Annotated in this window: 19 protein-coding genes; 7 read left to right on the forward strand and 12 right to left on the reverse strand. The window is 59.1% G+C overall.

All coding sequences use genetic code 11. The features are described 5' to 3' along the window. Window positions 1–120 precede the first annotated feature (120 nt). The 5 genes from GOX53_RS22450 to tcuA all read right to left on the reverse strand — a co-directional run bounded on the left by GOX53_RS22450 (window position 121) and on the right by tcuA (window position 5,404). Window positions 121–1,764 (reverse strand): SAM-dependent methyltransferase, encoded by a 1,644-nt coding sequence (locus GOX53_RS22450; protein ID WP_171180383.1) that lies wholly within the window; start codon window positions 1,762–1,764, stop codon window positions 121–123. An 8-nt stretch (window positions 1,765–1,772) separates the two neighbouring features. Next, the gene (locus GOX53_RS22455) at window positions 1,773–2,102 is read right to left on the reverse strand and encodes a hypothetical protein (protein WP_171180385.1); all 330 of its coding nucleotides are present in this window, start codon (window positions 2,100–2,102) and stop codon (window positions 1,773–1,775) included. Window positions 2,103–2,607: 505 nt separating this feature from the next. Then, complete coding sequence (locus GOX53_RS22460) at window positions 2,608–2,850, reverse strand: thiamine pyrophosphate-dependent enzyme (protein WP_371810402.1); 243 nt, start codon at window positions 2,848–2,850, stop codon at window positions 2,608–2,610. Window positions 2,851–2,967: 117 nt separating this feature from the next. After that, entirely contained in the window at window positions 2,968–4,032 is a 1,065-nt protein-coding gene (gene tcuB, locus GOX53_RS22465) for a tricarballylate utilization 4Fe-4S protein TcuB (RefSeq protein WP_171180387.1), read from the reverse strand. After that, window positions 4,022–5,404 carry an FAD-dependent tricarballylate dehydrogenase TcuA gene (gene tcuA, locus GOX53_RS22470; protein WP_171180389.1) on the reverse strand — a complete coding sequence of 461 codons (1,383 nt, stop codon included), beginning with the start codon at window positions 5,402–5,404 and terminating at the stop codon, window positions 4,022–4,024. Before tcuA ends, tcuB begins: the two co-directional genes overlap by 11 nt. A gap of 80 nt (window positions 5,405–5,484) precedes the next feature. Between tcuA and GOX53_RS22475 the strand changes: the two genes are divergently transcribed. Beyond that, on the forward strand, window positions 5,485–6,378 hold the full coding sequence (locus tag GOX53_RS22475) for a LysR family transcriptional regulator (protein WP_171180391.1): 894 nt from the start codon (window positions 5,485–5,487) through the stop codon (window positions 6,376–6,378). Here the strand turns inward: GOX53_RS22475 and GOX53_RS22480 are convergent. The 6 genes from GOX53_RS22480 to GOX53_RS22505 all read right to left on the reverse strand — a co-directional run bounded on the left by GOX53_RS22480 (window position 6,375) and on the right by GOX53_RS22505 (window position 12,764). Beyond that, window positions 6,375–7,349, reverse strand: a complete 975-nt coding sequence (locus GOX53_RS22480; protein ID WP_171180393.1) for a D-2-hydroxyacid dehydrogenase family protein — start codon at window positions 7,347–7,349, stop codon at window positions 6,375–6,377. The two genes, GOX53_RS22475 and GOX53_RS22480, sit on opposite strands and share 4 nt — an antisense overlap. Then, window positions 7,346–7,585 carry a hypothetical protein gene (locus GOX53_RS22485; protein WP_171180395.1) on the reverse strand — a complete coding sequence of 80 codons (240 nt, stop codon included), beginning with the start codon at window positions 7,583–7,585 and terminating at the stop codon, window positions 7,346–7,348. Before GOX53_RS22485 ends, GOX53_RS22480 begins: the two co-directional genes overlap by 4 nt. A gap of 66 nt (window positions 7,586–7,651) precedes the next feature. Beyond that, complete coding sequence (locus tag GOX53_RS22490) at window positions 7,652–8,470, reverse strand: universal stress protein (protein WP_171180398.1); 819 nt, start codon at window positions 8,468–8,470, stop codon at window positions 7,652–7,654. Further along, a complete protein-coding gene (locus tag GOX53_RS22495; protein ID WP_171180400.1) occupies window positions 8,467–9,567 on the reverse strand; it encodes a 4-oxalomesaconate tautomerase in 1,101 nt (366 codons plus the stop codon). The genes GOX53_RS22490 and GOX53_RS22495 overlap by 4 nt, the downstream gene beginning before the upstream one ends. Then, window positions 9,564–11,594 carry a tripartite tricarboxylate transporter permease gene (locus GOX53_RS22500; protein ID WP_171180402.1) on the reverse strand — a complete coding sequence of 677 codons (2,031 nt, stop codon included), beginning with the start codon at window positions 11,592–11,594 and terminating at the stop codon, window positions 9,564–9,566. Before GOX53_RS22500 ends, GOX53_RS22495 begins: the two co-directional genes overlap by 4 nt. Before the next feature lie 81 nt (window positions 11,595–11,675). Continuing rightward, window positions 11,676–12,764 (reverse strand): tripartite tricarboxylate transporter substrate binding protein, encoded by a 1,089-nt coding sequence (locus tag GOX53_RS22505; protein ID WP_171180404.1) that lies wholly within the window; start codon window positions 12,762–12,764, stop codon window positions 11,676–11,678. A gap of 136 nt (window positions 12,765–12,900) precedes the next feature. Between GOX53_RS22505 and GOX53_RS22510 the strand changes: the two genes are divergently transcribed. Continuing rightward, a complete protein-coding gene (locus GOX53_RS22510; protein ID WP_171180457.1) occupies window positions 12,901–13,569 on the forward strand; it encodes a response regulator transcription factor in 669 nt (222 codons plus the stop codon). A 59-nt stretch (window positions 13,570–13,628) separates the two neighbouring features. Further along, window positions 13,629–14,930 carry a sensor histidine kinase gene (locus GOX53_RS22515; protein WP_254446702.1) on the forward strand — a complete coding sequence of 434 codons (1,302 nt, stop codon included), beginning with the start codon at window positions 13,629–13,631 and terminating at the stop codon, window positions 14,928–14,930. A 212-nt stretch (window positions 14,931–15,142) separates the two neighbouring features. Here GOX53_RS22515 and GOX53_RS22520 read toward each other — a convergent pair whose 3' ends face one another. Next, entirely contained in the window at window positions 15,143–15,709 is a 567-nt protein-coding gene (locus tag GOX53_RS22520; protein ID WP_171180407.1) for a cupin domain-containing protein, read from the reverse strand. A 144-nt stretch (window positions 15,710–15,853) separates the two neighbouring features. Between GOX53_RS22520 and GOX53_RS22525 the strand changes: the two genes are divergently transcribed. The 4 genes from GOX53_RS22525 to dctP all read left to right on the forward strand — a co-directional run bounded on the left by GOX53_RS22525 (window position 15,854) and on the right by dctP (window position 20,937). Further along, window positions 15,854–17,176 (forward strand): aspartate aminotransferase family protein, encoded by a 1,323-nt coding sequence (locus GOX53_RS22525; protein ID WP_171180409.1) that lies wholly within the window; start codon window positions 15,854–15,856, stop codon window positions 17,174–17,176. Between the two features lie 31 nt (window positions 17,177–17,207). Beyond that, the gene (locus GOX53_RS22530) at window positions 17,208–18,719 is read left to right on the forward strand and encodes a CoA-acylating methylmalonate-semialdehyde dehydrogenase (RefSeq protein ID WP_217351888.1); all 1,512 of its coding nucleotides are present in this window, start codon (window positions 17,208–17,210) and stop codon (window positions 18,717–18,719) included. A gap of 25 nt (window positions 18,720–18,744) precedes the next feature. After that, on the forward strand, window positions 18,745–19,854 hold the full coding sequence (gene ald, locus GOX53_RS22535) for an alanine dehydrogenase (protein ID WP_171180412.1): 1,110 nt from the start codon (window positions 18,745–18,747) through the stop codon (window positions 19,852–19,854). A 66-nt stretch (window positions 19,855–19,920) separates the two neighbouring features. Next, a complete protein-coding gene (gene dctP / locus GOX53_RS22540) occupies window positions 19,921–20,937 on the forward strand; it encodes a TRAP transporter substrate-binding protein DctP (protein WP_171180414.1) in 1,017 nt (338 codons plus the stop codon). Window positions 20,938–20,964 lie beyond the last annotated feature (27 nt).

Here is a 20,964-nt window from a genome sequence, read left to right on the forward strand (position 1 = left end):
GTCCGCCATCGCACTCGCAGCAACCGTCATCTACTGGTTATGAATCCTGACCCTAAGAAACACCACGGCATACCGAGAACCACTCAGTGCCTTGCGGGAACAGTAACATTCCTCGCTGTCTCATTCGGTCGAAGACTCCGGCAGGTTATCAAGTGCGCGCATCTGATTGGCGCGAGCCGTTAGAACCTTGTGCTCTTGGCTGGCAAGCGCCGCCAAGACCCGGCCCTGAATACTCAACAATTCTTCTTGTTCTTCACAGGCCTTGTCAGACTTGAAACCGGTCGCGACTGCATCCAGGGCCTCCGCGTATCTACTTTCGACCAACTCAAGCTCCGCTATTACCCGCCAGGTCGAAGGAAGGGTGGGCGCAAGATCTGCGAGTTGTTCCAAAGCGCCCCGCGCATCGTTGGCGCGCGCCAATGCAAGCAGAGCTTCACCTTTAACACGCCACAAGCCCGGCGCGACGGGATTTAAGGCGAGGCCCAGATCTGCCATCTCCTCTGCCGCGCCGTAGTCCTCGGTCATCATCATGAATGCCGAGGCCACTTCTTCCATGATTGCCCAGTTGCGCGGCTGGATGGAAAGCGCCTCTCGGTAATGCGCACGGGCACTTTCAAAGTACCGTGTTTCCAGCATCGCGCGCGCCCTTGTAAGCGGATCGTTCTGTGTGTGGTATGTCGCAGCTCCATACAGACCATTAACCAAACCCTGCAACACGCTGTCAGGCTCATGTGCACGTTGCAAGACACGTGTATGGAGATTGCCTTCCTCTTCGGACGGCCGGTATAGAACCGCGTCCGGCCAACCTCCGGCGGCCGCCGACATCTGTTCAAAATTTACGCCAACTGCAATTGATGAGCCAAACACCTGGAACTCAAGGAATTCATACTTGGGCAGAAAGGTCAGGTGCCCGTAATCGCTAAACACTGCGACGCCGTTTTGGCGCAAAGCTCTTCGACAAGCATCAAGACAGGCCAGCGCACCCTGACAGTGCACGAATGGTATGGTTTGATTTCTCGTATCGCGGGGAAGGCTGTCTCCAAAATCCAACTGAGCCCGGTCGATGGGCACGTGTCGGGTTTGCAATCCAAGATGCGGCGCAATCCACGCCCATTCTCTTAGTTTTTCGGAGCTTCCCGCGATCAGATCGGCCCTAAGCTGATCTGCATGGTGAACGTCGTCGCCCTCAACCACACTGCGAACTTCCTTGCGCCAGGTTTGCTGGTCGTTCACGGCCAAAAGGTCAAAGGGCAAGCTATCCAGTATGTAAGTGCCCAAAATTGCGTCAAATTCCGCGTCGCCAAGCGGATCGGTCACAACATCCAGAACGCGCGTTTCGATCCGATCCAGATGCGCATTCAGTATTCGATGCTGCGACATCGCGCTTAACACCGTTTCAGACCCATCTGAAACCACATAAGTCGTGCGCGCGTAAACGGCCGGGTCCAGATCCAGAAGCCTGTCAAGGAACAGCTTGGCAAACACCCCAGAGCCTGCACCCAGTTCAAGTATTCTCAACGGTCCGGCAGACGCAGCGGTGCTTAGAAAAATGTCCACCGCATCCTCGGATAAGCGGCCCGAGGAGGTTCCGGTGTAAGGCACATCGTAGGTCAGGAATGGTTCGAGACCGGATTGCGACCAGGCCGCGCGCCCAAATTTCAGCCGGGCACTGTCCCAAATCGGCCCGAACGGCTCGACGGCAACTCCACGCTCAGCGCCCCGGGCAAGTATCTTGTCCGGGCAGGCGGACTTGACCCCACTCATATGATGACTCAGCGCTTTTTCTCTAGTTTCGCAAAACGTTTTTCAAGCTGAGTGATGTGGTCGTGTGCTTTCTGATTGACCTTGTTTTGGGCCTGAATGGTCCCCATGACATTGTCATAGGTCTTCTGGTTCACCTTGTTTTGGTCCTTGACGATGGCATCCAGACGCTTCTCCAGCTTGGTAATGTGGTCATATGCCTTCTGGTTCACCTTGTTCTGGGCCTGAATGGTCCCCATGACGTTATCATACGTCTTTTGGTTCACCTTGTTTTGATCTTTGACGATTGCATCCAAGCGCTTTTCCAGCGCGGCTATACGCCTCCCTAAATCTTCAGCCATTGTACCTCCTAGACATGGCACCCCATAAACAGTTCGCAATCTAACACAATGTTCCAAAACAGGTAAGCGACCTATGAGTATTGCCTTGGGACGCAGGTCATTGGGCAGATTTCGACCGCCACATCGGGGACTCCGAACTGGCCACCTGCCTCAGGCCCAGTCTGGAATCAGGCCCTTTAATTTCGGAAGGTGGTCGAGATTCGTTTTTCAAAACCCAAGCAGTGATATGGGCGATCTTTTCTGGCCGACGCAAGCGTAGAAGGCGCGTCTCGAGCCTTGCACCTGAAGTCTCAGAGCAAGTCACGGGTTAATGACGTGCATGCTCTATCGCGCATTATCTTCGGAAATCACAATAGAGCGACCAGCCTGATCGTCAAAACAAGGGCGTGAGGGTCCATCTTGAACGCCATAGCAACGCCCGCGTGACCCAACAGACAACACCGGGCAGTTGAAACGGCTTTGTTGCAGAGCTCCCGCAGGCTGCGGTCGTCAAGGGGCTTTAGTGTCAGGTGCTGTGGTTCACCGCACCCTCAAAAAGCAAGGCCACCGCGACGCCGGGCTTGCCCTGCATCTTGCGCGAAAGGGCGGCGCCGACCGCCGGACCCATGCCCTGGGCGATGATGCCGGAACAGGCAAAGTTCACATCCGCATCGAAGATATGTATGTGCCTGCCACTGCCACCCGAAAGCCCGGTCTTCTTGCCGAAGGTTTCAGCCGCCATCTTGTCCAAATCAAAACCCTTGGCAATCGACTGATGGGTTAGGAGTTCATCTTCCCAAGATGGAACTGGACGACTGGCTAAGGCTTATGTGTACGCACCCAACGATGGCATTGTGGTTCGCATTACCGGCGCTCCCTTGTCGTGTTATTTCCGATGCCTCTGTGCATCGGCGAGCAAGGCCGCTATACGATAAAAGCCATGGGTCATCTTGGTGAAGGGGGTAAGCAAAAAGAATGTCAGCACCGCCCCCAAGTGGACTGAGAGCAGCGCAGGCATCCACGCTGTTGTTCCAAGGACGTAGAGCAAGAGCCCGCTGAGCCCCGTGAAACCCAAAAGCAGAATGAAACCGATATCGCCTCCCCACGCCTGCGGGTCGCCAAGTGTGCGGTCGGACTGAAGCTTTAGCCAGGCCATCCACGCGCATCCCAGCGTCAACAGCACTCCGCCCGGCACACCCAGCAGCTTGGGCACAGACCAAAATGGATACGGTGCGGGGTTGTTGAAGACATAGTGAAGAACGGTGCCAGCGCACGTCGCAGCGAAACATAGGAGGAAGCCGTACATAATGGCCTGATGGGCGTAGCGGCGTGCTTGAGAGAAGCGGTCCTTATCCTCGAAATTGCAACCTTCACCATGGCCTGCCGCCAGATCGGTCATACGCACGGCGCGGCCAAAAGCGGCCTTCAGATCAGCAAGTGTAATGAGCCGTCCACCAACGGCTTGCCAATATCTGCGCAGGCTGATGGCTAGGCTAAGCAGCGGAAACAGGAAAGCCGGGGCGAAGAGTGCAACCATTGCCCCGTGAGACATCACTGCATAGAAGCCTACGCCACCGGCTGAGCCAAGCGCCCGGATCGTGAGGAACATGAATGCAAAGCCAACAATCAGTGCCAGCGCGACGGCGCCGCCGTGGGTATGGAACCGTTTTGCCAGCGGCTGAGGCCACGCAAGGCTTTCCCAACTGTCGCGACGAACCTCAGCAAGCGCCTTCGGAAAGTTCAGGTCAAACTCATGAGGGGCGGTGTACTGGCAGGCGTAATAGCATCCCCGGCAGTTGTGGCAGAGATTGGCCAACTGGGTGATATCGCAATCGGCAAACGCGCGCTGGCTGTGGAGTGCGGGGAAAACCGAACAATAACCTTCGCAATACCGGCACGCGTTGCAGATCTCGGCCTGACGTCGGGCCTCTGCGATCAGATCAGTTTGCATAAGACGCGGCCTCCCGTCCTGCGATACGCCCGAAGACGGTTCCGATCGTCATGCCGAATCCGGCCAGATAGCCCTGGCCCAGGATTGAGCCAGCCATCGTTTCGCCCGCAGCCCAGAGGTTTCGGATTGGGCTTGTGGAACTGGAGCACCGCGCTGTTTCATCCACCTTCAAACCCAGATAGGTGAAGGTCACCCCAGTGCGCAGCGAATAACCGTAGAAAGGCGGGTCACTGATCGGACGGGCCCAATTGGTCTTTGGTGGGGTCAGACCGGACGTGGCGACCCCGTCCAGCTCGGTCGGGTGAAATGCCGAGGCGTCGCCGCAAGCTGCGTTGAACGTTTCCACCGTATGACGCAGACGGTCTGCGGGCAGCTCCATTTTTGTGGCAAGTTCTTCCAGCGTGTCAGCCTTGAGGGGTGGAAACACCGACGGCATGAACAGGTTCAACGATTTGCTGTCGATAATCACATAGGCGACCTGATCTGGCTGCGCGGCCACCAGTCGGCCCCAAATTGCATAGCGTTTGGGCCAAACATCCTCGCCCTCGTCATAGAACCGTTCGGCATTCTTGTTAACGACAATCGAGAAAGGCACGCAGTCGAGCCGGGTAACGATGCCGCCATCGAATTTCGGGGCGCGCCCGTCAATGGCTACGGCGTGGCATTGGGTCGGGTCACCGACACTCTCGACACCCTGTTCCAGCAGGTCGGCCAGAACCACGCCGCGATTGTAGGGTGTTCCGCGGATCAGGAAGTTTTTAGCCGCCGGTCCCCATGCGCGGGCAAGCCAATCAGTGTCCGCCTGAAACCCGCCCGAAGCGACGATGACGGCTGTTGGTTCGATACGGTGATCCTTGCCCTGATGCGTGTATTCGACACATGCGATCCTGTCGCCACTCAGTTCAAGATGCGTCACATACGCTTCGTAAGCCACGTCGACCCCCAGCGCCTCGGTGGCCCGATAGTAAGCGTTTACAAGGGATTTCCCGCCGCCCATGAAAAACGCATTTGTGCGCGCGAGCGAGAGCGTTCCTGAAAGCGAAGGCTGAAACCGCACGCCATGTGCCTCCATCCACGGCAGGCAATCCTCGGAGCTGCGAATGGCAAGTCGGGCCAGTTGTTCGTCGGTGTTCCCATCTGTGACCTTCAACAGGTCATCCAGATACTCATCTTCCCGGTAGGACTCGACCAGTGGCCCAAGCGGGCCGTTATGGGCGCAACGTAAATTGCGCGTATGACGGGAATTGCCGCCACGATACGGTTTCGGCGCGGTTTCCAGGATCAGAACACGGGCACCTGCCTCGGCCGCTGTGATGGCCGCGCACAGGGCGGCATTGCCGCCGCCGATCACCGCGATATCATATGTGCTCATGGGCTGTATCCTTGTCTGGGTCGTGCCTACCGCCTGTAGATTGATTTGACCAATGCCGGTTTTTCTCGGATTAATGCAGAATGCGCATCAATTACGATTTCGGAGATCTCGAGGCATTTCTGGCCGTGAAGGAAACCGGTTCCTTTCACGCGGCCGCCGAGCGCCTCAACCTGTCGCAATCGGCGGTGACCCGGCGGATCCGCAAGCTGGAACAAGCGTTGGATTCCCTGCTGTTCGAACGCACGACCCGCGCGGTGAAACCCACGCTTGCAGCAAAGCGGCTGCAGGCGCGGGCCGAAGCCATTTTGGACGACGCGCACGAGACCGCGCGTGCCATGCGGGACGAAAGCGTGGCTTTTGCGCATCAGCGAGGCGCGGTGGTGACGCTGGCGACAATCCCCACAGTGCTTGGGCGGATCGTCATCCCGGCGTTGCGGGCCTTTCGCGCTGCGGGCCACACCTCGCGCCTCCGCCTGGTGGATGGCTCGGCAAATGAAGTGGCCGAGGCGGTAGCCGGAGGCGAGGCGGATTTTGGTCTCTGCTCGATCCCGTTGACCGACCCGCAAACCGTGTTCGAACCGCTCTTTGACGACCCGATGGTGCTGGCGGTGCCGAAAGACCATGATTTCGCAGGCCGCAGCAGGGTGCAATGGAGCGCACTGACGGATGTCCCTCTGATCCTCCCCGCCCGAGGCACCGGTAACAGGCTGCTGATCGATGAGGCAATGGCCAAGGCCCGGCTGCCGCTACGCTGGAGCTTTGAAGCAGGGCGCTCGACCACCGCGCTTGATCTGGTCGCAAGCGGGATCGGCCTGGCACCGCTGCCGCGTTCGGCGGTCAGTACTGCTGAAGTCTCCGTTTGTGCGCTGGAGGAACCCGAGATCATGCGCCCAATCGGGTTGTTGTCACGTCTCGGACAAAGGGACTCTGTGACGGTCGCCGCACTGAAAGAGGCGGTCCGGACAGCGATCTAGCCGGGCCAGACCTCGGGATTGATCATGTGGATCGGGGCGCCCTGGTCAAAGGCATTCACCTGATCAAAGATATCGGCGAATTGCAGATCGTACTCATCCTCGGTGACGAAGCCGATATGTGGTGTTGCGATGAGATTGGGGTGGGCCAGCAGCGGATCGGCGGGATCGGTCAGCGGTTCGTTGTCGAACACGTCAACGGCGGCCATGCCCGGGCGGCCCCTATTCAAGGCCTCTAGCAGCGCACCCGGCGCAATCAGCCCCGCGCGCGAAGTGTTCACGAATAGCGTGCCGGGTCGCATCGAGGCAAAGTCCTGCGCTGTGATGATCCCGCGTGTGGCAGGTTTCAAACGCACATGCAGCGAGATGACGTCACAGTCCGCAAAGAATGCCTTGCGGCTTGGTGCAACCTGCACTCCGTCTGCGACAGCCCGCGCACGCCCGTCCTCCGAGGACCACCAGACGACCTCCATTCCGAAGGCCTCGGCATAGCCCCCTACCGCCTTCGCGATCCGGCCATACCCGTAGAGGCCCAAACGTCGACCGCGCAGCGTCTTGCCAACGCCAGCCTGCCAGTGGCCTGCCTTAACGGATGCCATCTGCCGCGGCAGATCGCGCATCCCCGCCATGATCAGCGCCCAAGTCAGTTCCGCCGCTGCGTATGAGGGCGTGCCGGCGTGCATGTTGGAACACAGCAACACGCCATGATCGGTGCAGGCGGGCACATCCACATGCGGATAGACGCTGCGCTGGCTGATCAGCCTGAGATTGGGCAGGCGCTCAAGCAGGGCGCGGGTGATCTGCGTGCGTTCCCGAAACAGCACCAGCGCCTCGGCGTCAGCCAACCGCTCGACGAGTGTTCCGGTATCCTCGACATGATCCGTCCAGACCGTCACCTCATGCGCATCAAGCCGGGCGAAGCAGGGTAGATGCCTGAGCGTGTCGAACCAGTCATCAAGGATATGAACTTTCATCGGCTTTCGATGCTGCGCTCTGAGTCCAGCTTGCGTGGGGTCGGCACAAACAGCTGGGCGTCCAGCGCATCCAGAGCGTTCCGCACCCGTTGGCTCTGCACCAGCAGATGATTGAACTGCTCATCGCAGCCCGCGATCGGTGTGGGATAGTTCAGTATCTCGTCGCGAAGCGCATGGCGCGCAAGACGTAGTTCCTGCCTGGCGATGTCGAGGCATTCAGAATAGTCGTGAGTCATAATGCCCTCCATTGTATACCGATGTATACCAAATGAGGCTGACCGATTCAAGCTGTGTTGGTCGGTCTAATGCGAGAGCAGAACCGGAACAGGCGTATCACGCAGTACGCGAGCCGTGACTCCGCCCAAAAAATCCTCACGGAATTTCGAATGCTCGTAGGCGCCCATGATCAGCAAGCTTGGGGCCTGCTCCCGACAATAGGCCAAAAGAGCCCGCGCAATGCCGGGGTCGGCCGCAATCTGCTCGTGGGTGGCAACGACGTCATGCCGTTCGAGATGCCGAACAACGTCGGGGACAGGCAGGGTCTCGGTAGTCTGGCCCACCGTCAAAACCGTAACCCGGCCCTTCCCTTGCAGCAGGCTAAGACCGTCGGACAGCGCTCGCGCTGCGGCGCGTCCGCCATCCCACGCAACAACGGCATGTTGGCGGATAGCGTCAGCTTCATAGCCCTCCGGTATGATCAGAACCGGTCTGCCACTGAGCAGCGCGATGCGATCCGGATGCAGAATCACGTGGGTATCGACCTCTTCTGACAGGTCTTGCCCCACCACCAGCAGGTCATAATTGCGCGCCGTTTGAGACAGGACCATATCCACCCGCCCCGGCGCGCGCTCAAAGTGCAGCCTGCTGCCCAATCCGAGCGCGTCGCGTGCGGCATCAAAGCGGGTCTCGATCTCGGTTAGGATCTCCGCATTCGCCTCGGCGATGATTTTCCGCGCCTTGGCGGGCACCCACGCGGCCCGGCTGTCGACCGTTTCGTGCGTCGAATAGGCCAGCAGGGCAGTCACATGCGCGATATCCCCCGCCAGTGCGGCCGCGTATTTCAACGCGGACAGCGCGGTTTCTGACCCGTTGAAGGCGACAAGAATGTTTCGAACGCTCATGGGGTATCCTCCGGTCCCGCCCAGACCGAACGGGGAATGTAGACATGTCCGTCGGCCAGCTTGCGCGCAGTGCGCACGAGGCCCGCATTGTTCAGGCTGAACCCACCCTCGGTCGAAAAGTCGACCATGACTTCGATCTTTCCGCTGGCATGTTCCAGGACGACCTGCGCAGGGCTGGCCTCTGGACGTGCCAAAAGCCCGTCGGCAACCGAACCCGGTGTCAACGCGCAAGACGCAAGGCATTGCGCGCCTGTCACCGCCATCGAGGGATGCGTGTTCCACGGCATGAAATAGCGCGTCGCGATGGTCCCGCCGTTCCGCGGCGGTGCCAGCAGGCCAAATTTAGGCGTGACGGACTTCGAGACATCGCCCATGCCCATCAACGCCCCGGCCTTGACGCGAACCGACTCCATTCGGTCAAGGAAAGCGCGGTTTTCGTCCAGTTCATCGGCGCTTTCATAGCCGGTCAAACCGAAGGCCTCGGCACGGGCGATGGCCATGGGCATGGCGACATCCATGCAGGTCAATTCGATCCCGTCTACGGTGTCGCGCAGGTTTCCCGTGGGCAGGAACGCGCCGGTGGCCGCGCCAACAACACCCATGAAATTCAGTCTGACGGGCGCGGCCTGACCGGGTACGCCAGCAATTTCGGTTGCGCCCTCATAAGTAAGATGGCCTTCGGGCGTCTGCACGTTCGCCAGAACCCTGGCCCCCGTGTTCACCGCTCGGATCCGGATTTCGGTTGCGTTTCCCTGCGGTTGCACCAACCCCATCTCAAGCGCCGCTGGTCCCACACCCGACAGGATGTTGCCGCAGGTTGGCTTGAAATCGACCAAACGATCCTCAACCGAAACCTGCGCAAAAAAATAATCCACATCCGCCCAGTCATCGCCGCTTTCCGATAGCATGGCGACCTTGGTGGTCACCGCCGCGCCGCCCCCGATCCCGTCAATGTTCAGCGGGTGGCCCGAACCCAGGGCGGAGAGTAGCACCTGCGCCAGTTGATCCCGGTCTTCAGGCAGATCACCGCGCCGAAAATACGGGCCTCGCGAAGTACCGCCCCGCATGAACAGATATGGGATGGCCGTCTGGGTCATTTCAGCGGCCACGGCAGGTCGACCACGCCTTGCAGCAGACCCGGCGGGAAGTCGCGGTTTAGCGCACCCGCCATCAGGCACATGAACCCGATGCCCGCCGCCGTGAGGATCAGCGTCATCCGCCAGTCAGCACCCGCGCGCACACGGAAGAAGGTGATCAGAAACCCGATCAGCGCAAGGATGAAACCCACGACCCAAGTGGCGGCGATCAACCCAACGAACCAGGCCAGCGTCGGCCACAGCCCGTAGGGCGCATCCGCATCTTCGCCCGCGACTTCCTTGTCCGCAAAGATCACGTCACCCTCGGGCCGGCGCATCATCTGCACCAGCAGGATCACGCAGCAGGCCAGCGAAAAGCCTCCGATAACCAGTGGAATGATCTTGTCGGTCATGTTGTAGTCAGGGATCATGCCGGCATTGATCAGCGCCACGATCAGATAGGCCATGATCGCCAGCAGGAAGATCAGCGGCGCGCGTTTGGAGCCCGATTGCACATCACCCTCGGCCATGATTGTCTTGGCCTGACGGATACCGAGTACAACCGAAACCACGGTCACGATGATCAGCACGATCACAATCGGGCTGAAAATGTAGTCCATGCCTTCCTCGAAACTCTTGCGGAACCGGAAGGAGGCGATCTGGAACGCTTGGTTGGTGAATTTCTCAACCGGGTTCGACAGCACGAAACCGATCAGGAAAGCCGGGCGCGACCAGTCGAAGCGGCGCAAGAAAATACCGATCAGACCTATTGTGAAGAGCGCCAGCAGATCCTCGAAATTTTGCCCCGACTGAAAGGCCGCAAAGCTGATCAGCATAAACAGGAACGGGGCCAGATAGGTGAAGCGGATCGTTGTGAGTTTTGCGATCCCGCCCGACGCGGCAATGCAGAGAATGGTGCCCACCACATTAGCCAGCGCCAGCAGCCAGACGATGGAATAGGTGATGTCCAGATTGTCCTTGAGCATGCCGGGGCCGACCTCGATATCGCCGGACCCGAGCAGCGCTACGGCACCAATGAAGATCGCCATCGAACCAGAGCCGGGAATGCCGAACAGCAGGGTCGGTACCAGTCCGCCGCCTTCCTTGGCGTTGTTCGAGCTTTCGGGCCCGATGATGCCGCGCACCTCGCCCTTGCCGAAACCGGACTTGTCCTTTGTGGTTTGCACCGAATGACCATAGGCGATCCAATCGACTACCGAGCCGCCAAGCCCGGGGATCACACCTACTGCCACACCGATTACCGAGCAACGGACCGAAAGCCAGATATTCGCGAACCAATCGCGGATGCCGTCAAACCATCCGGCCCCCAGCGATGCCCCCTTGGCGATCGAGCGGTCCTGACGCAGCAGCGAGACGATTTCCGGCACCGCGAAAATGCCCAAGCCCACGATGACCAGTTTCAGCCCATCGGTCAGATAAGGAATGTCATAGGTGGCCATGCGCAGGCTACCGCCGGCGTCGGCCTCGCCAATCGTGCCGATCATCATGCCCAGACCGGCAGCCGCCATACCCTTCAGCGCGATGCGGCCCGCAAGAACGGCCACCATCGAAAGGCCCAAAATGGTGATCATCAGCATCTCGGGCAGACCAAAGGCCAGCACGATGGGGCGCGCAATCAGTATGAATACCGTTAGGAAAGTGGCGCCAACCAGCCCGCCAAACAGCGATGACGCAAAGGCCGCCGACAGCGCGCGCGCCGCCTGCCCGTTCTTGGCCATCGGAAACCCGTCAAGAACCGTTGCCTGCGACGCCGAGCTTCCAGGAATGCCCATCAACACCGATGCGAAAGTGTCCGAGGTAGGGACGACAGCGACCATACCGATCATCAGTGCAAGGCCATAGACGGGTTCCATGCCGAACATGAACGGCAAGAGCAACGACAGGCCTGCAATGCCGCCAAGTCCGGGAAACACACCGACGGCAAGGCCCATGACGACACCGAGGACCAGGTAGCCAAGAACGATGGGTTGCAGGATCAAAGCCCAGGCATTGCCGAGCTCAGGAAGAGCGGTCGCGAGAATCTCCATGGGAGTCGCTTTCAATCAATGAGAAACAGGAATTTCGAAGACGGCAACACCGTCAAAGCGGTGCTGCCGATCTCAGGTCGGTCAGTTGAGCTCTACGCCATAGGCGTCCTTGAGCCAGCCAAGGACGTATTGCTTGGCGCCATCCTGAACGCTCGTCGCGGTTTCAAGAGCGGCTTGCGAGCCATCACCCACGAACACCGGGTACTTACCGACCCGTTTGGACGAAATCTCGGCAAAGTCAGGGCGATCGACGACGGTCTGAAATGCCGCCGTGTAGGTGTCGACCACATCCTGCGGCGTTCCGGCAGGCAGGAAGGCCAGTTTCTGAACCGGGAAGCCCGCCACAAAGAATGCCTTCCATGCATCCCAGGCCTCGCCCGATGTTTCACACCCATCGGTGGCCTCGCAAACCTCTTTGAAGGTCGGAATGTCCGGGAAGGTCGGATCACGCACGATGTTGCTATCGGCATCCAGCGCGCCCCAGGTCATCATCGGGACGGCCTGACCGGCCTCGACCAGCGGCACCGACCCGCCGAGGTAGCCCGAGGATGTCTGATAATCGATCGTCGCTTCGCCGCGCTCGAACATCAAACGCCCGTCTCCGCGCCCCTTGATGCCAAACACCGGCTCGACATTCATGCCCAGCATCTGCCACGCCAGCAGCGGCACAAGATCAAGCCGTGTCGCGCCCTGGCTTCCATAAATGAAATCCACATCCTTAAGACTGTTCGCGGAGCCATCGAACTTGGCTCCGTCTTCGGCATTCAGATAGGCGACACCACCGGTGCCCGATGCCATGACCGGAATCCAATCCTTGTATTCATAGCGGACGCGGGGATCGTTCAGAAGGTACGGGAATTGGGTCGACCCTGACGTTCCGAACAGCAAAGTGCCGTCGTCATGCGCTTGTTCCTGGAACCAGTTGGCGCCCTTGGTCGATCCAGCGCCCGGCATGAACTTGACGACCACGGTGGGTTGCCCGGGCAGCGCCTCGGACAAAAGCGGCGCAAAGAAGTTCGCCCACTTGGCCGACCCGCCGGTTTCCGAGAACGGGATCACCCATTCGATCGTCTTGCCGGAAAAGTCGACCTCGGCCGCGGCGGGCACAGCCAGTCCCGCAGCCGTCATCAGCGACATCACGGCACGGCGTGTGAAGTTGGAAACGGTCATTTTGTCCTACCTTTTTGACAACACCCAGCCCGGCTCCTCCGATCCCGGCTTGACTGCCAGCTCTTATGGGGTTGATTCCCCTTGCAATCTGCCAATCATGGTAAGCCAACCTTGCGCCAAGCTTGCGGGAGCTGAAATGCGGATCGTCATTGTCGAGGACAACGAAGCGCTGGCCAACGCCATCGCGTACCGATTGCGCGACAGGGGACACGCGGCTGATGTGTTGCTCGATGGTCAGGAGGCGGAAGCGTTTCTAGCACGCGAGGGGGCGGACCTTGTGGTTTTAGATATCAATCTGCCGGGGCGCTCCGGTTTTGAGATTTTGCGGGCCATGCGGGAGCGGAAAGACGGCGCGCCAGTGATTCTGCTGACGGCGCGATCCGAAACCAGTGATCGGGTCGCAGGGCTGGATATGGGTGCTGACGATTATCTGGTTAAACCCTTTGAAATGGACGAACTGGAGGCCCGTATTCGCGCATTGTCCCGGCGCAAGAGCCTGGACTATGGGGCTGTCGAAAAGATCGGCAGGCTCGAATTTGACCGAAACATGCGCGAAGTCAGCGCAGAGGGCGTTCCGCTGGACATCCCCCGCAGAGAACTGGCGGTGCTTGAATGCCTGCTGGATCGGCGCGGGCGCATCGTATCCAAGGCCCAGCTCACCGATCATGTCTACGGCGTGGGCGCCGATGTGGACGATACTGCGGTTGAGCCGCATGTGTCGCGTTTGCGTAAACGTCTCGCTCCGCACGGCATAGCTATCAAGACGGCGCGGGGCCTTGGATACATGTTGGAGGTTCAGGCCTGATGCGACGGGCATCGCTACGGCTTCGTCTCTTTATACTGATCCTCAGTCCTCTTGTCCTGATGGCTGTTCTGCTGGGGTTTTGGCGCGTCACCGTGGCACAGAGAACTGCCGAGGACCTCTTCGATCGCAGCCTTCTGGCCGCTGCATTGGCCATCTCTCGCGACGTGGTGGTGTCAGGCGGCGATGCTCTGCTGCCATCAACGCGCGACCTGATCCGGGATGCGTCCGGCGGCGAAGTGTTTTATCACGCAACAGGCCCTGGCGGGATATACATCACCGGTTATGCGTACCCGCCAAAATCTAGCGGCCTGGATCAGGCAGACCCTTACGCGCCTTCCGTTTTCGAAGCGACCTACCGCGGCGAAGAGGTTCGCGTCCTGCAAATCAAAGAGCGTGTGACAATCGAAAACCTGACCGGTGACGCTTCGGTAAAGGTCTGGCAACGTATTGAAGACCGCCAGATTTTCGCTAGGCAACTCGCCGTTCGCGCCGCTGCGCTGATGGGGATGCTGCTTGCAACACTTGCATTGGTGGTCTGGTTCGGTGTCGCGCGAGGCCTGCGCCCCCTGATCGACCTGCAGGACGCCATCGCCGCCAGATCACCCAACGACCTGAGCCAGATAAAGCGCCCCGTTCCGCTTGAAGTGCTGGGCATCGTCAAGACACTGAACCGGCTGTTCAGCAAGGTTGATGCCAGCATCACCGCGCATCAGGTCTTTATCTCTGACGCAGCGCATCAGTTGCGAAACCCGGCGGCAGCGGTTCAGTCCATGGCCGAAGCGGTCAGAGATGCGCAGGACAAAGAGGAACGAAATAAAAGAATTTTCGAACTTGTAAACGCCGCTCGAAGCTCAGCACGGGTGGCCGATCAGCTCTTGTCGCTAGACCGTCTTCAGCAGACAGCGATGGCGGCGGAAGACAAGGTACTGGACCTTCGCGAAGTTGTTCAGGACATCTGTGCCGAACTCGGGCCCACCGTTTTGTCACGAGGGGTAGAGTTTGAATTCGACGCGCCCGACACTCCGGTCCATGTCGCCTGTGACGAGTTGTTCATGACAGAGGCCATCAAGAACCTTATCGACAACGCGCTGAAACACGGAGGACGGGCGCTGACCCGTATTCACGTGAGCGTCGCGAAGGCGGGCGAGGCTGCGGTGGTTACTGTCAGGGACGATGGCAAAGGTTTGCAGCCTGAACAAAGTGAGGTCGCCTTTGGCCGCTTCTCGCAGGTGGAACCCTCCGACGGCAGCGGCCTCGGCCTCGCAATTGCCACATCTGTCGCTAAGCGGCACGGCGGGTTGCTAACAATTGACAAGGTAGATAAAGGCGCCAGCCTGTCGCTTTATATTCCTGCCGCATGAAGTCGAGGCCAAGTGATCCAATGCATGTTTAATCAAACTACTTGAGTGTCCAACTTAATAGTCAGTGATAACTTGCCGTTGGTCCTTCGTGAAAACGGCTCCCGGGTCTGCATAACTCCGCGGTAGTACGGACCCACCAATCTGCTTGGAGCGCTTTGGATTGCAAAAAACTCTGCGAACGGCCCGTCGTGGCCTTCTCGCAGTTTTCCAGTTCAAAACGACGAGGGCGTGCAAGCGCTGATGACCTTGCAGGGTGTATCGCCGGCGTTTCTGAAACGGTGTGGCAGGATACTGGAAAAATAGTATGCGTCTCCGGGCCCAAGCACGCGGGATTGACCGTCCACCATTACCTCAAGCCGACCCTCAATGACGACAGCGCATTCTTCACCTTCGTGAGATAGTTCTGCGCGACCAGAGTCCGCACCGACATCGTATTCTTCGATCAGCATCTGCAGCTTCCGGTTTCGGCGCTCACCCGCAACAAGCAGATAGGCGACGCCATGAGAACCGAGGTCACGCATACTGCTGCGCGGAAAAAAGAAGCTGTCGTCATCCTTCAGTTCAAAACTGAAGAAAAAGCCAAGGTTCACATCGACCCCGGCCAGGATCTTCTTGAGCAAGGCAACGGACGGCTGGGTCGAGCCGCTTTCGATCTGCGAAATCGTACCACTACCAACACCAGCACGTTTCGCCATCTCGCGTTGGCTGAGCCCCTTTGATGTCCGAATCAAACGCAGCCTCCGGGCAGTTTCCAGATCGGATGTCGTAGGGGCGCCCATTGTGATTTCCCGCTTTGGATCGAAAGCACTTTAGGTTGGCCGGTTCTGTTTTTCAATGACTTACGGATTTCAATAAAGCCGGGTGTGCGGAAGGTTTGAACTCTGCAAGGATTTAGCAGCAAACGAAAATCTGCTTCACGAGGAATGGACGTGCTCGATCAACCCAACTCAATGACATCGTTCTGGATGCCGTTCTCGGCCAATCGTGATTTCCTTCGCGAGCCCCGGATGATCCAATCGGCCGAGGGGATGTATTACACCAGTTCCGATGGTCGCAAGGTCATGGACGGCACTGCCGGACTGTGGTGCGTCAATGCGGGCCACCGAGACCCTCTCATCGTTGAGGCCGTACAAAAACAGGTGCATGAGTTGGACTATGCGCCGAATTTCCAGTTCTCGCATCCTCAGGCATTTGAGCTGTCTGCAAAGCTGACAGCAATGATGCCGGACGGAATGAACCATGCGTTCTTCACCAATTCCGGGTCGGAATCCGTGGATACGGCGCTCAAGATCGCGCTGCATTATCACCGGATGCGGGGGGACGCCGCGCGGACACGTTTGATTGGGCGCGAGCGCGGTTACCATGGGACCGGATTCGGCGGCATCTCCGTCGGCGGCATTGTCAAGAACCGCATGCATTTCGGAACGCTGCTGGCCGGCGTGGATCACCTGCGTCACACACATGACCTTGACCGAAACGCGTTTTCGCGTGGCTGCCCGGAACACGGCGCTGCCCTTGCCGATGATCTGGAGCGAATTGTCGCGCTGCACGATGCATCGACCATTGCGGCCGTAATCGTTGAACCGATGGCAGGATCTACCGGAGTGCTTCTGCCACCCAAGGGATATCTGAAGCGGCTGCGCGAGATCTGCGACCGGCATGGTATTCTGCTGATCTTCGATGAGGTCATCACTGCCTTTGGCCGGTTGGGTGCGGCGACAGCGTCGGAGTATTTTGGTGTGAAACCCAACATCATCACGACCGCCAAGGGGCTGACCAACGGCGTCATTCCGATGGGCGCGGTCATCGTGTCCGAAGAGATCTACAATTCGGCGATGGAGAACGCGGATGTGCCGATCGAGCTGTTTCACGGCTATACCTACTCGGCCAATCCGGTGTCCTGCGCCGCCGCGTTGGCAACTCTGAAGAGCTATGAACAGAACGACCTGTTCCGCCGCGCCGCCTTGCTGTCGCAGCCGTGGGAAGATCAACTTCACAGCTTGAAAGGCCTGCCGAATGTTATCGATATCCGCAACCTCGGGCTGGTGGGCGCGATTGAACTTGCTCCGCGCGATGGTGCACCAGGCGCCCGGGCCTATGAGGCCATGAAACGTGCCTGGGACGCCGGGCTTATGATCCGGGTGACCGGAGACATCATCGCCCTGTCACCGCCTCTGATCATCTCAGAGCCCGAAATAACAACCCTGTGCCAGACGCTTGGCGAGGTACTGGCCGAATTGCCGTGACCCCAAAACGCTAATCCAAAGGACCGACATCATGAAAGATGCAGCCCCGATCACCGCGATCGGTCACTACATTAGTGGCCAGCGCACCGTCCCATCCGGCGAGAATACGCAACCAGTCTATAACCCTGCCACCGGCGAGCAAACGGGACAGGTCTCACTGGCATCGGTTCAGACCGTGAACGAAGCCGTGGCCGCCGCCAAGGCCGCGTTTCCAAAGTGGTCGAACACGCCGCCGATCCGCCGCGCCCGGCTGATGAACAACTTCCTGGCGCTGGTGCGTCAGCACAAGGACGAGCTGGCCCGCGCTATCACCGTGGAGCACGGCAAGGTGTTCACCGATGCGCAGGGTGAAGTAGAACGCGGCATCGACATCATCGAATTCGCCTGCGGTATCCCGCAGCTTTTGAAAGGGGATTATACCGAGCAGGTTTCGACCGGCATGGACAACAGGACCACGCGTCAGGCCTTGGGCGTTGTGGCAGGCATCACTCCATTCAACTTCCCTGTCATGGTGCCGATGTGGATGTTTCCCATCGCCATCGCCGCAGGCAACACCTTCATCCTGAAGCCCTCGCCGACCGACCCGTCCGCGTCGTTGCTCTATGCCGATCTGATGAAAGAGGCCGGGTTCCCCGATGGCGTGTTCAACGTCGTTCAGGGCGACAAGGTGGCGGTTGATGCTCTGCTGGAAAACGACGACATAAAAGCCGTCTCTTTCGTCGGCTCGACCCCGATTGCCAACTACATCTACGAAGTGGGCGCACGTCACGGCAAGCGGGTTCAGGCTCTGGGTGGTGCGAAAAACCACATGCTGGTGATGCCCGATGCCGACATGAACAAGGCCGCTGACGCCCTGATCGGCGCCGCATATGGCTCGGCTGGCGAGCGTTGCATGGCGATCTCAGTCGCTCTGCTGGTCGGTGATGCAGCCGACAAGCTGATGCCGGTGCTGAAAGAGCGGGCCGAAGCCCTGAAGGTTAAGAACGGTCTGGAGTTGGACGCCGAGATGGGTCCGATCGTGACTGCTGCTGCACGTGACCGGATCAAGGGATACATTGACTCCGGCGTTGAACAAGGTGCTGACCTGCTGGTCGATGGCCGCAACTACGCAGTCGAAGGCCACGAAGACGGCTACTTCCTCGGCGGAACCCTGTTCGACAACGTCACGCCCGAGATGAAGATCTACAAGGAAGAGATCTTTGGCCCGGTTCTGTCCTGCGTTCGTGTCTCGAACTTCGCCGAAGGCCTGCAGCTGATCAACGACCATGAGTTCGGCAACGGCGTGTCGCTGTTCACCCGTGACGGCAATGTCGCACGTGAGTTCGGCAAGCAGGTTCAGGTCGGCATGGTCGGTGTGAATGTTCCGATCCCGGTGCCGATGGCCTGGCACGGGTTCGGCGGCTGGAAGAAGAGCCTGTTCGGCGACATGCACGCTTACGGCGAAGAAGGCGTTCGTTTCTACACCAAACAGAAATCCATCATGCAGCGTTGGCCCGAAAGCATCTCGGAAGGTGCTGAGTTCGTCATGCCGACGGCAAAATGATCATCTGATCCAAGGAGTGAAGAACATGTTCATTGGTGTTCCCAAGGAAATCAAGAACCACGAGTACCGCGTTGGCCTGACCCCGGAAAGCGTCGCGGAACTGGTCTCCAACGGCCACAACGTCGTCGTAGAAACCAATGCCGGTGTTGGCATTGGCGCTGATGACGAAGCCTATCGCGCGGCCGGTGCCGAAATTGCCGCAACCGCCGCCGATATCTTTGCCAATGCCGAGATGATCGTGAAGGTGAAAGAGCCTCAGGCCGTTGAACGCGCGATGCTACGCGAAGGTCAGATCCTCTACACCTATTTGCATCTAGCCCCCGATCCGGATCAGACCAAGGATCTGGTCAACTCGGGCGCGGTGTGTATCGCCTATGAAACCGTAACCGACGACAATGGCGGCCTGCCATTGCTGAAACCGATGAGCCAGGTGGCTGGCCGTATGTCGATCCAGGCCGGGGCAAGTGCCTTGGAAAAGGCCAAAGGCGGGCTGGGTGTGCTGCTGGGCGGTGTGCCCGGCGTGAAGCCCGGTAAAGTCGTGGTCATAGGCGGTGGCGTCGTCGGGTTCAACGCGGCCCAAATGGCTGTTGGCCTGCACGCAGACGTCACCATTCTGGATCGCAACCCGGCGGTTCTGGAAAAGCTGGAAAACCATTTCGAAGCCTCGGCCAAAGTTGTCTATTCGACCAAGGCCGCGCTGGAGGAAGAAGTCACCAACGCCGATCTGGTAGTTGGCGCCGTGCTGATCCCGGGTGCTGCCGCACCCAAGCTGGTCACGCGCGAGCTGATCTCGAAGATGAAGCCCGGCGCGGTGGTCGTGGATGTGGCCATCGATCAGGGCGGCTGCTTTGAAACGTCCAAGGCCACCACCCATGCCGAGCCGACCTATGTGGTTGGCGATGTGGTCCACTATTGCGTCGCCAACATGCCGGGCGCGGTCGCGCGCACGTCAACCTATGCACTGAACAACGTCACCCTGCCCCACGCTCTGGCCATTGCAAACAATGGCTGGAAACAGGCGCTTGCGGATAACCGTCACCTGATGAACGGCCTGAACGTGGCCCATGGCAAGGTGACGTACAAGGCTGTGGCCGATGACCTCGGATACGAGTTCGTCGCCCCGGAACTTTGCTGATCTGAAGCAAAGAAGCGTCCCGTCGATCAGCGGTCGACGGGGCATAACACTGAGGAGGAAACCTTAATGATTTCGAAGATTAACCGCCGCGCCTTCGGCGCGATGGGTGGCGCCGCTATGCTGGCTGCGACCACATTCTCCACGCCAGCCATCGCACAAGAAAGAGTCATTCTGGCGCATGCGATGACCACCGATCACATCTTCCACGCGCTGTCAGAAAAGTTTCAGGAAAACCTGGCCGAAGAAGCGGCCTTTAACATCGCATACCACCCCGGTGGCGATCTTGGCGACTGGACCTCGCTGTTTGAACAGTCGATGCAGGGCGTGATCCCGATGACCCTGACCTGGGGGGCCTCCGAGTTCGATCAGCGTCTCGATCTGTCTTGGCTGGGTTACGTCGTATCGAACTGGGAGGACGCACGCCAGGTCTACGGTCCCGGCGGACCGATGCTGGAAATCTACAACGACATCCTGCACGACCTGGACGTCCACGCCATCGGCATCATCCCGACCGATTTCGGCTCTGTCGTGATCCGCAAGGGTGTCGGCGCGATGCCTCTGAACCTGCCCTCTGAAGGCGGTAACCTTAAGATCCGCGTCCCCCCGGTGTCAATCGCCGTGGACCGTTTCAACAATCTGGGCTTTGGCGCCGTGCCGATCCCGCTGGCGGAAGTCTACACATCGCTGCAACTGGGAACAGTTGATGCCCGGGCCTTCTCGACCGCGGTTGAGACCTACAACCTGCGTGATGTTCTGGAAACCAACATCCTGACCAACGACTACTTTGAAACCGCTTTCTGGTTGGTGAACAAGAGCTGGTGGGACGGTCTGTCCGACGAAGATCGCGTAACCCTGCAGGCCGCTGCGGATGAAACCGTTCTGTGGTCCTGGGACGAGGCCGAAGGCAAGTCCAACGAGTTCCTGCAAAAGGCGCGCGACGAAGGCATCAACGTGGTTGAACTGAGCGATGAGCAGATCGCTGCCGCAGCCCAGATCGTCTACGACACCGAGTGGCCTGCAATGGAGGAAGTTGTTGGCCCCGAAATCATGGCCAAGCTGAAGAAAGCCGCTGGCATCGAATGATCAGACTTTGTTGGGCCTGCCATCCGG

The sequence above is a fragment of the Ruegeria sp. HKCCD8929 genome (assembly GCF_013031405.1).
In the GTDB taxonomy this organism is placed as follows: Bacteria; Pseudomonadota; Alphaproteobacteria; order Rhodobacterales; family Rhodobacteraceae; genus Ruegeria.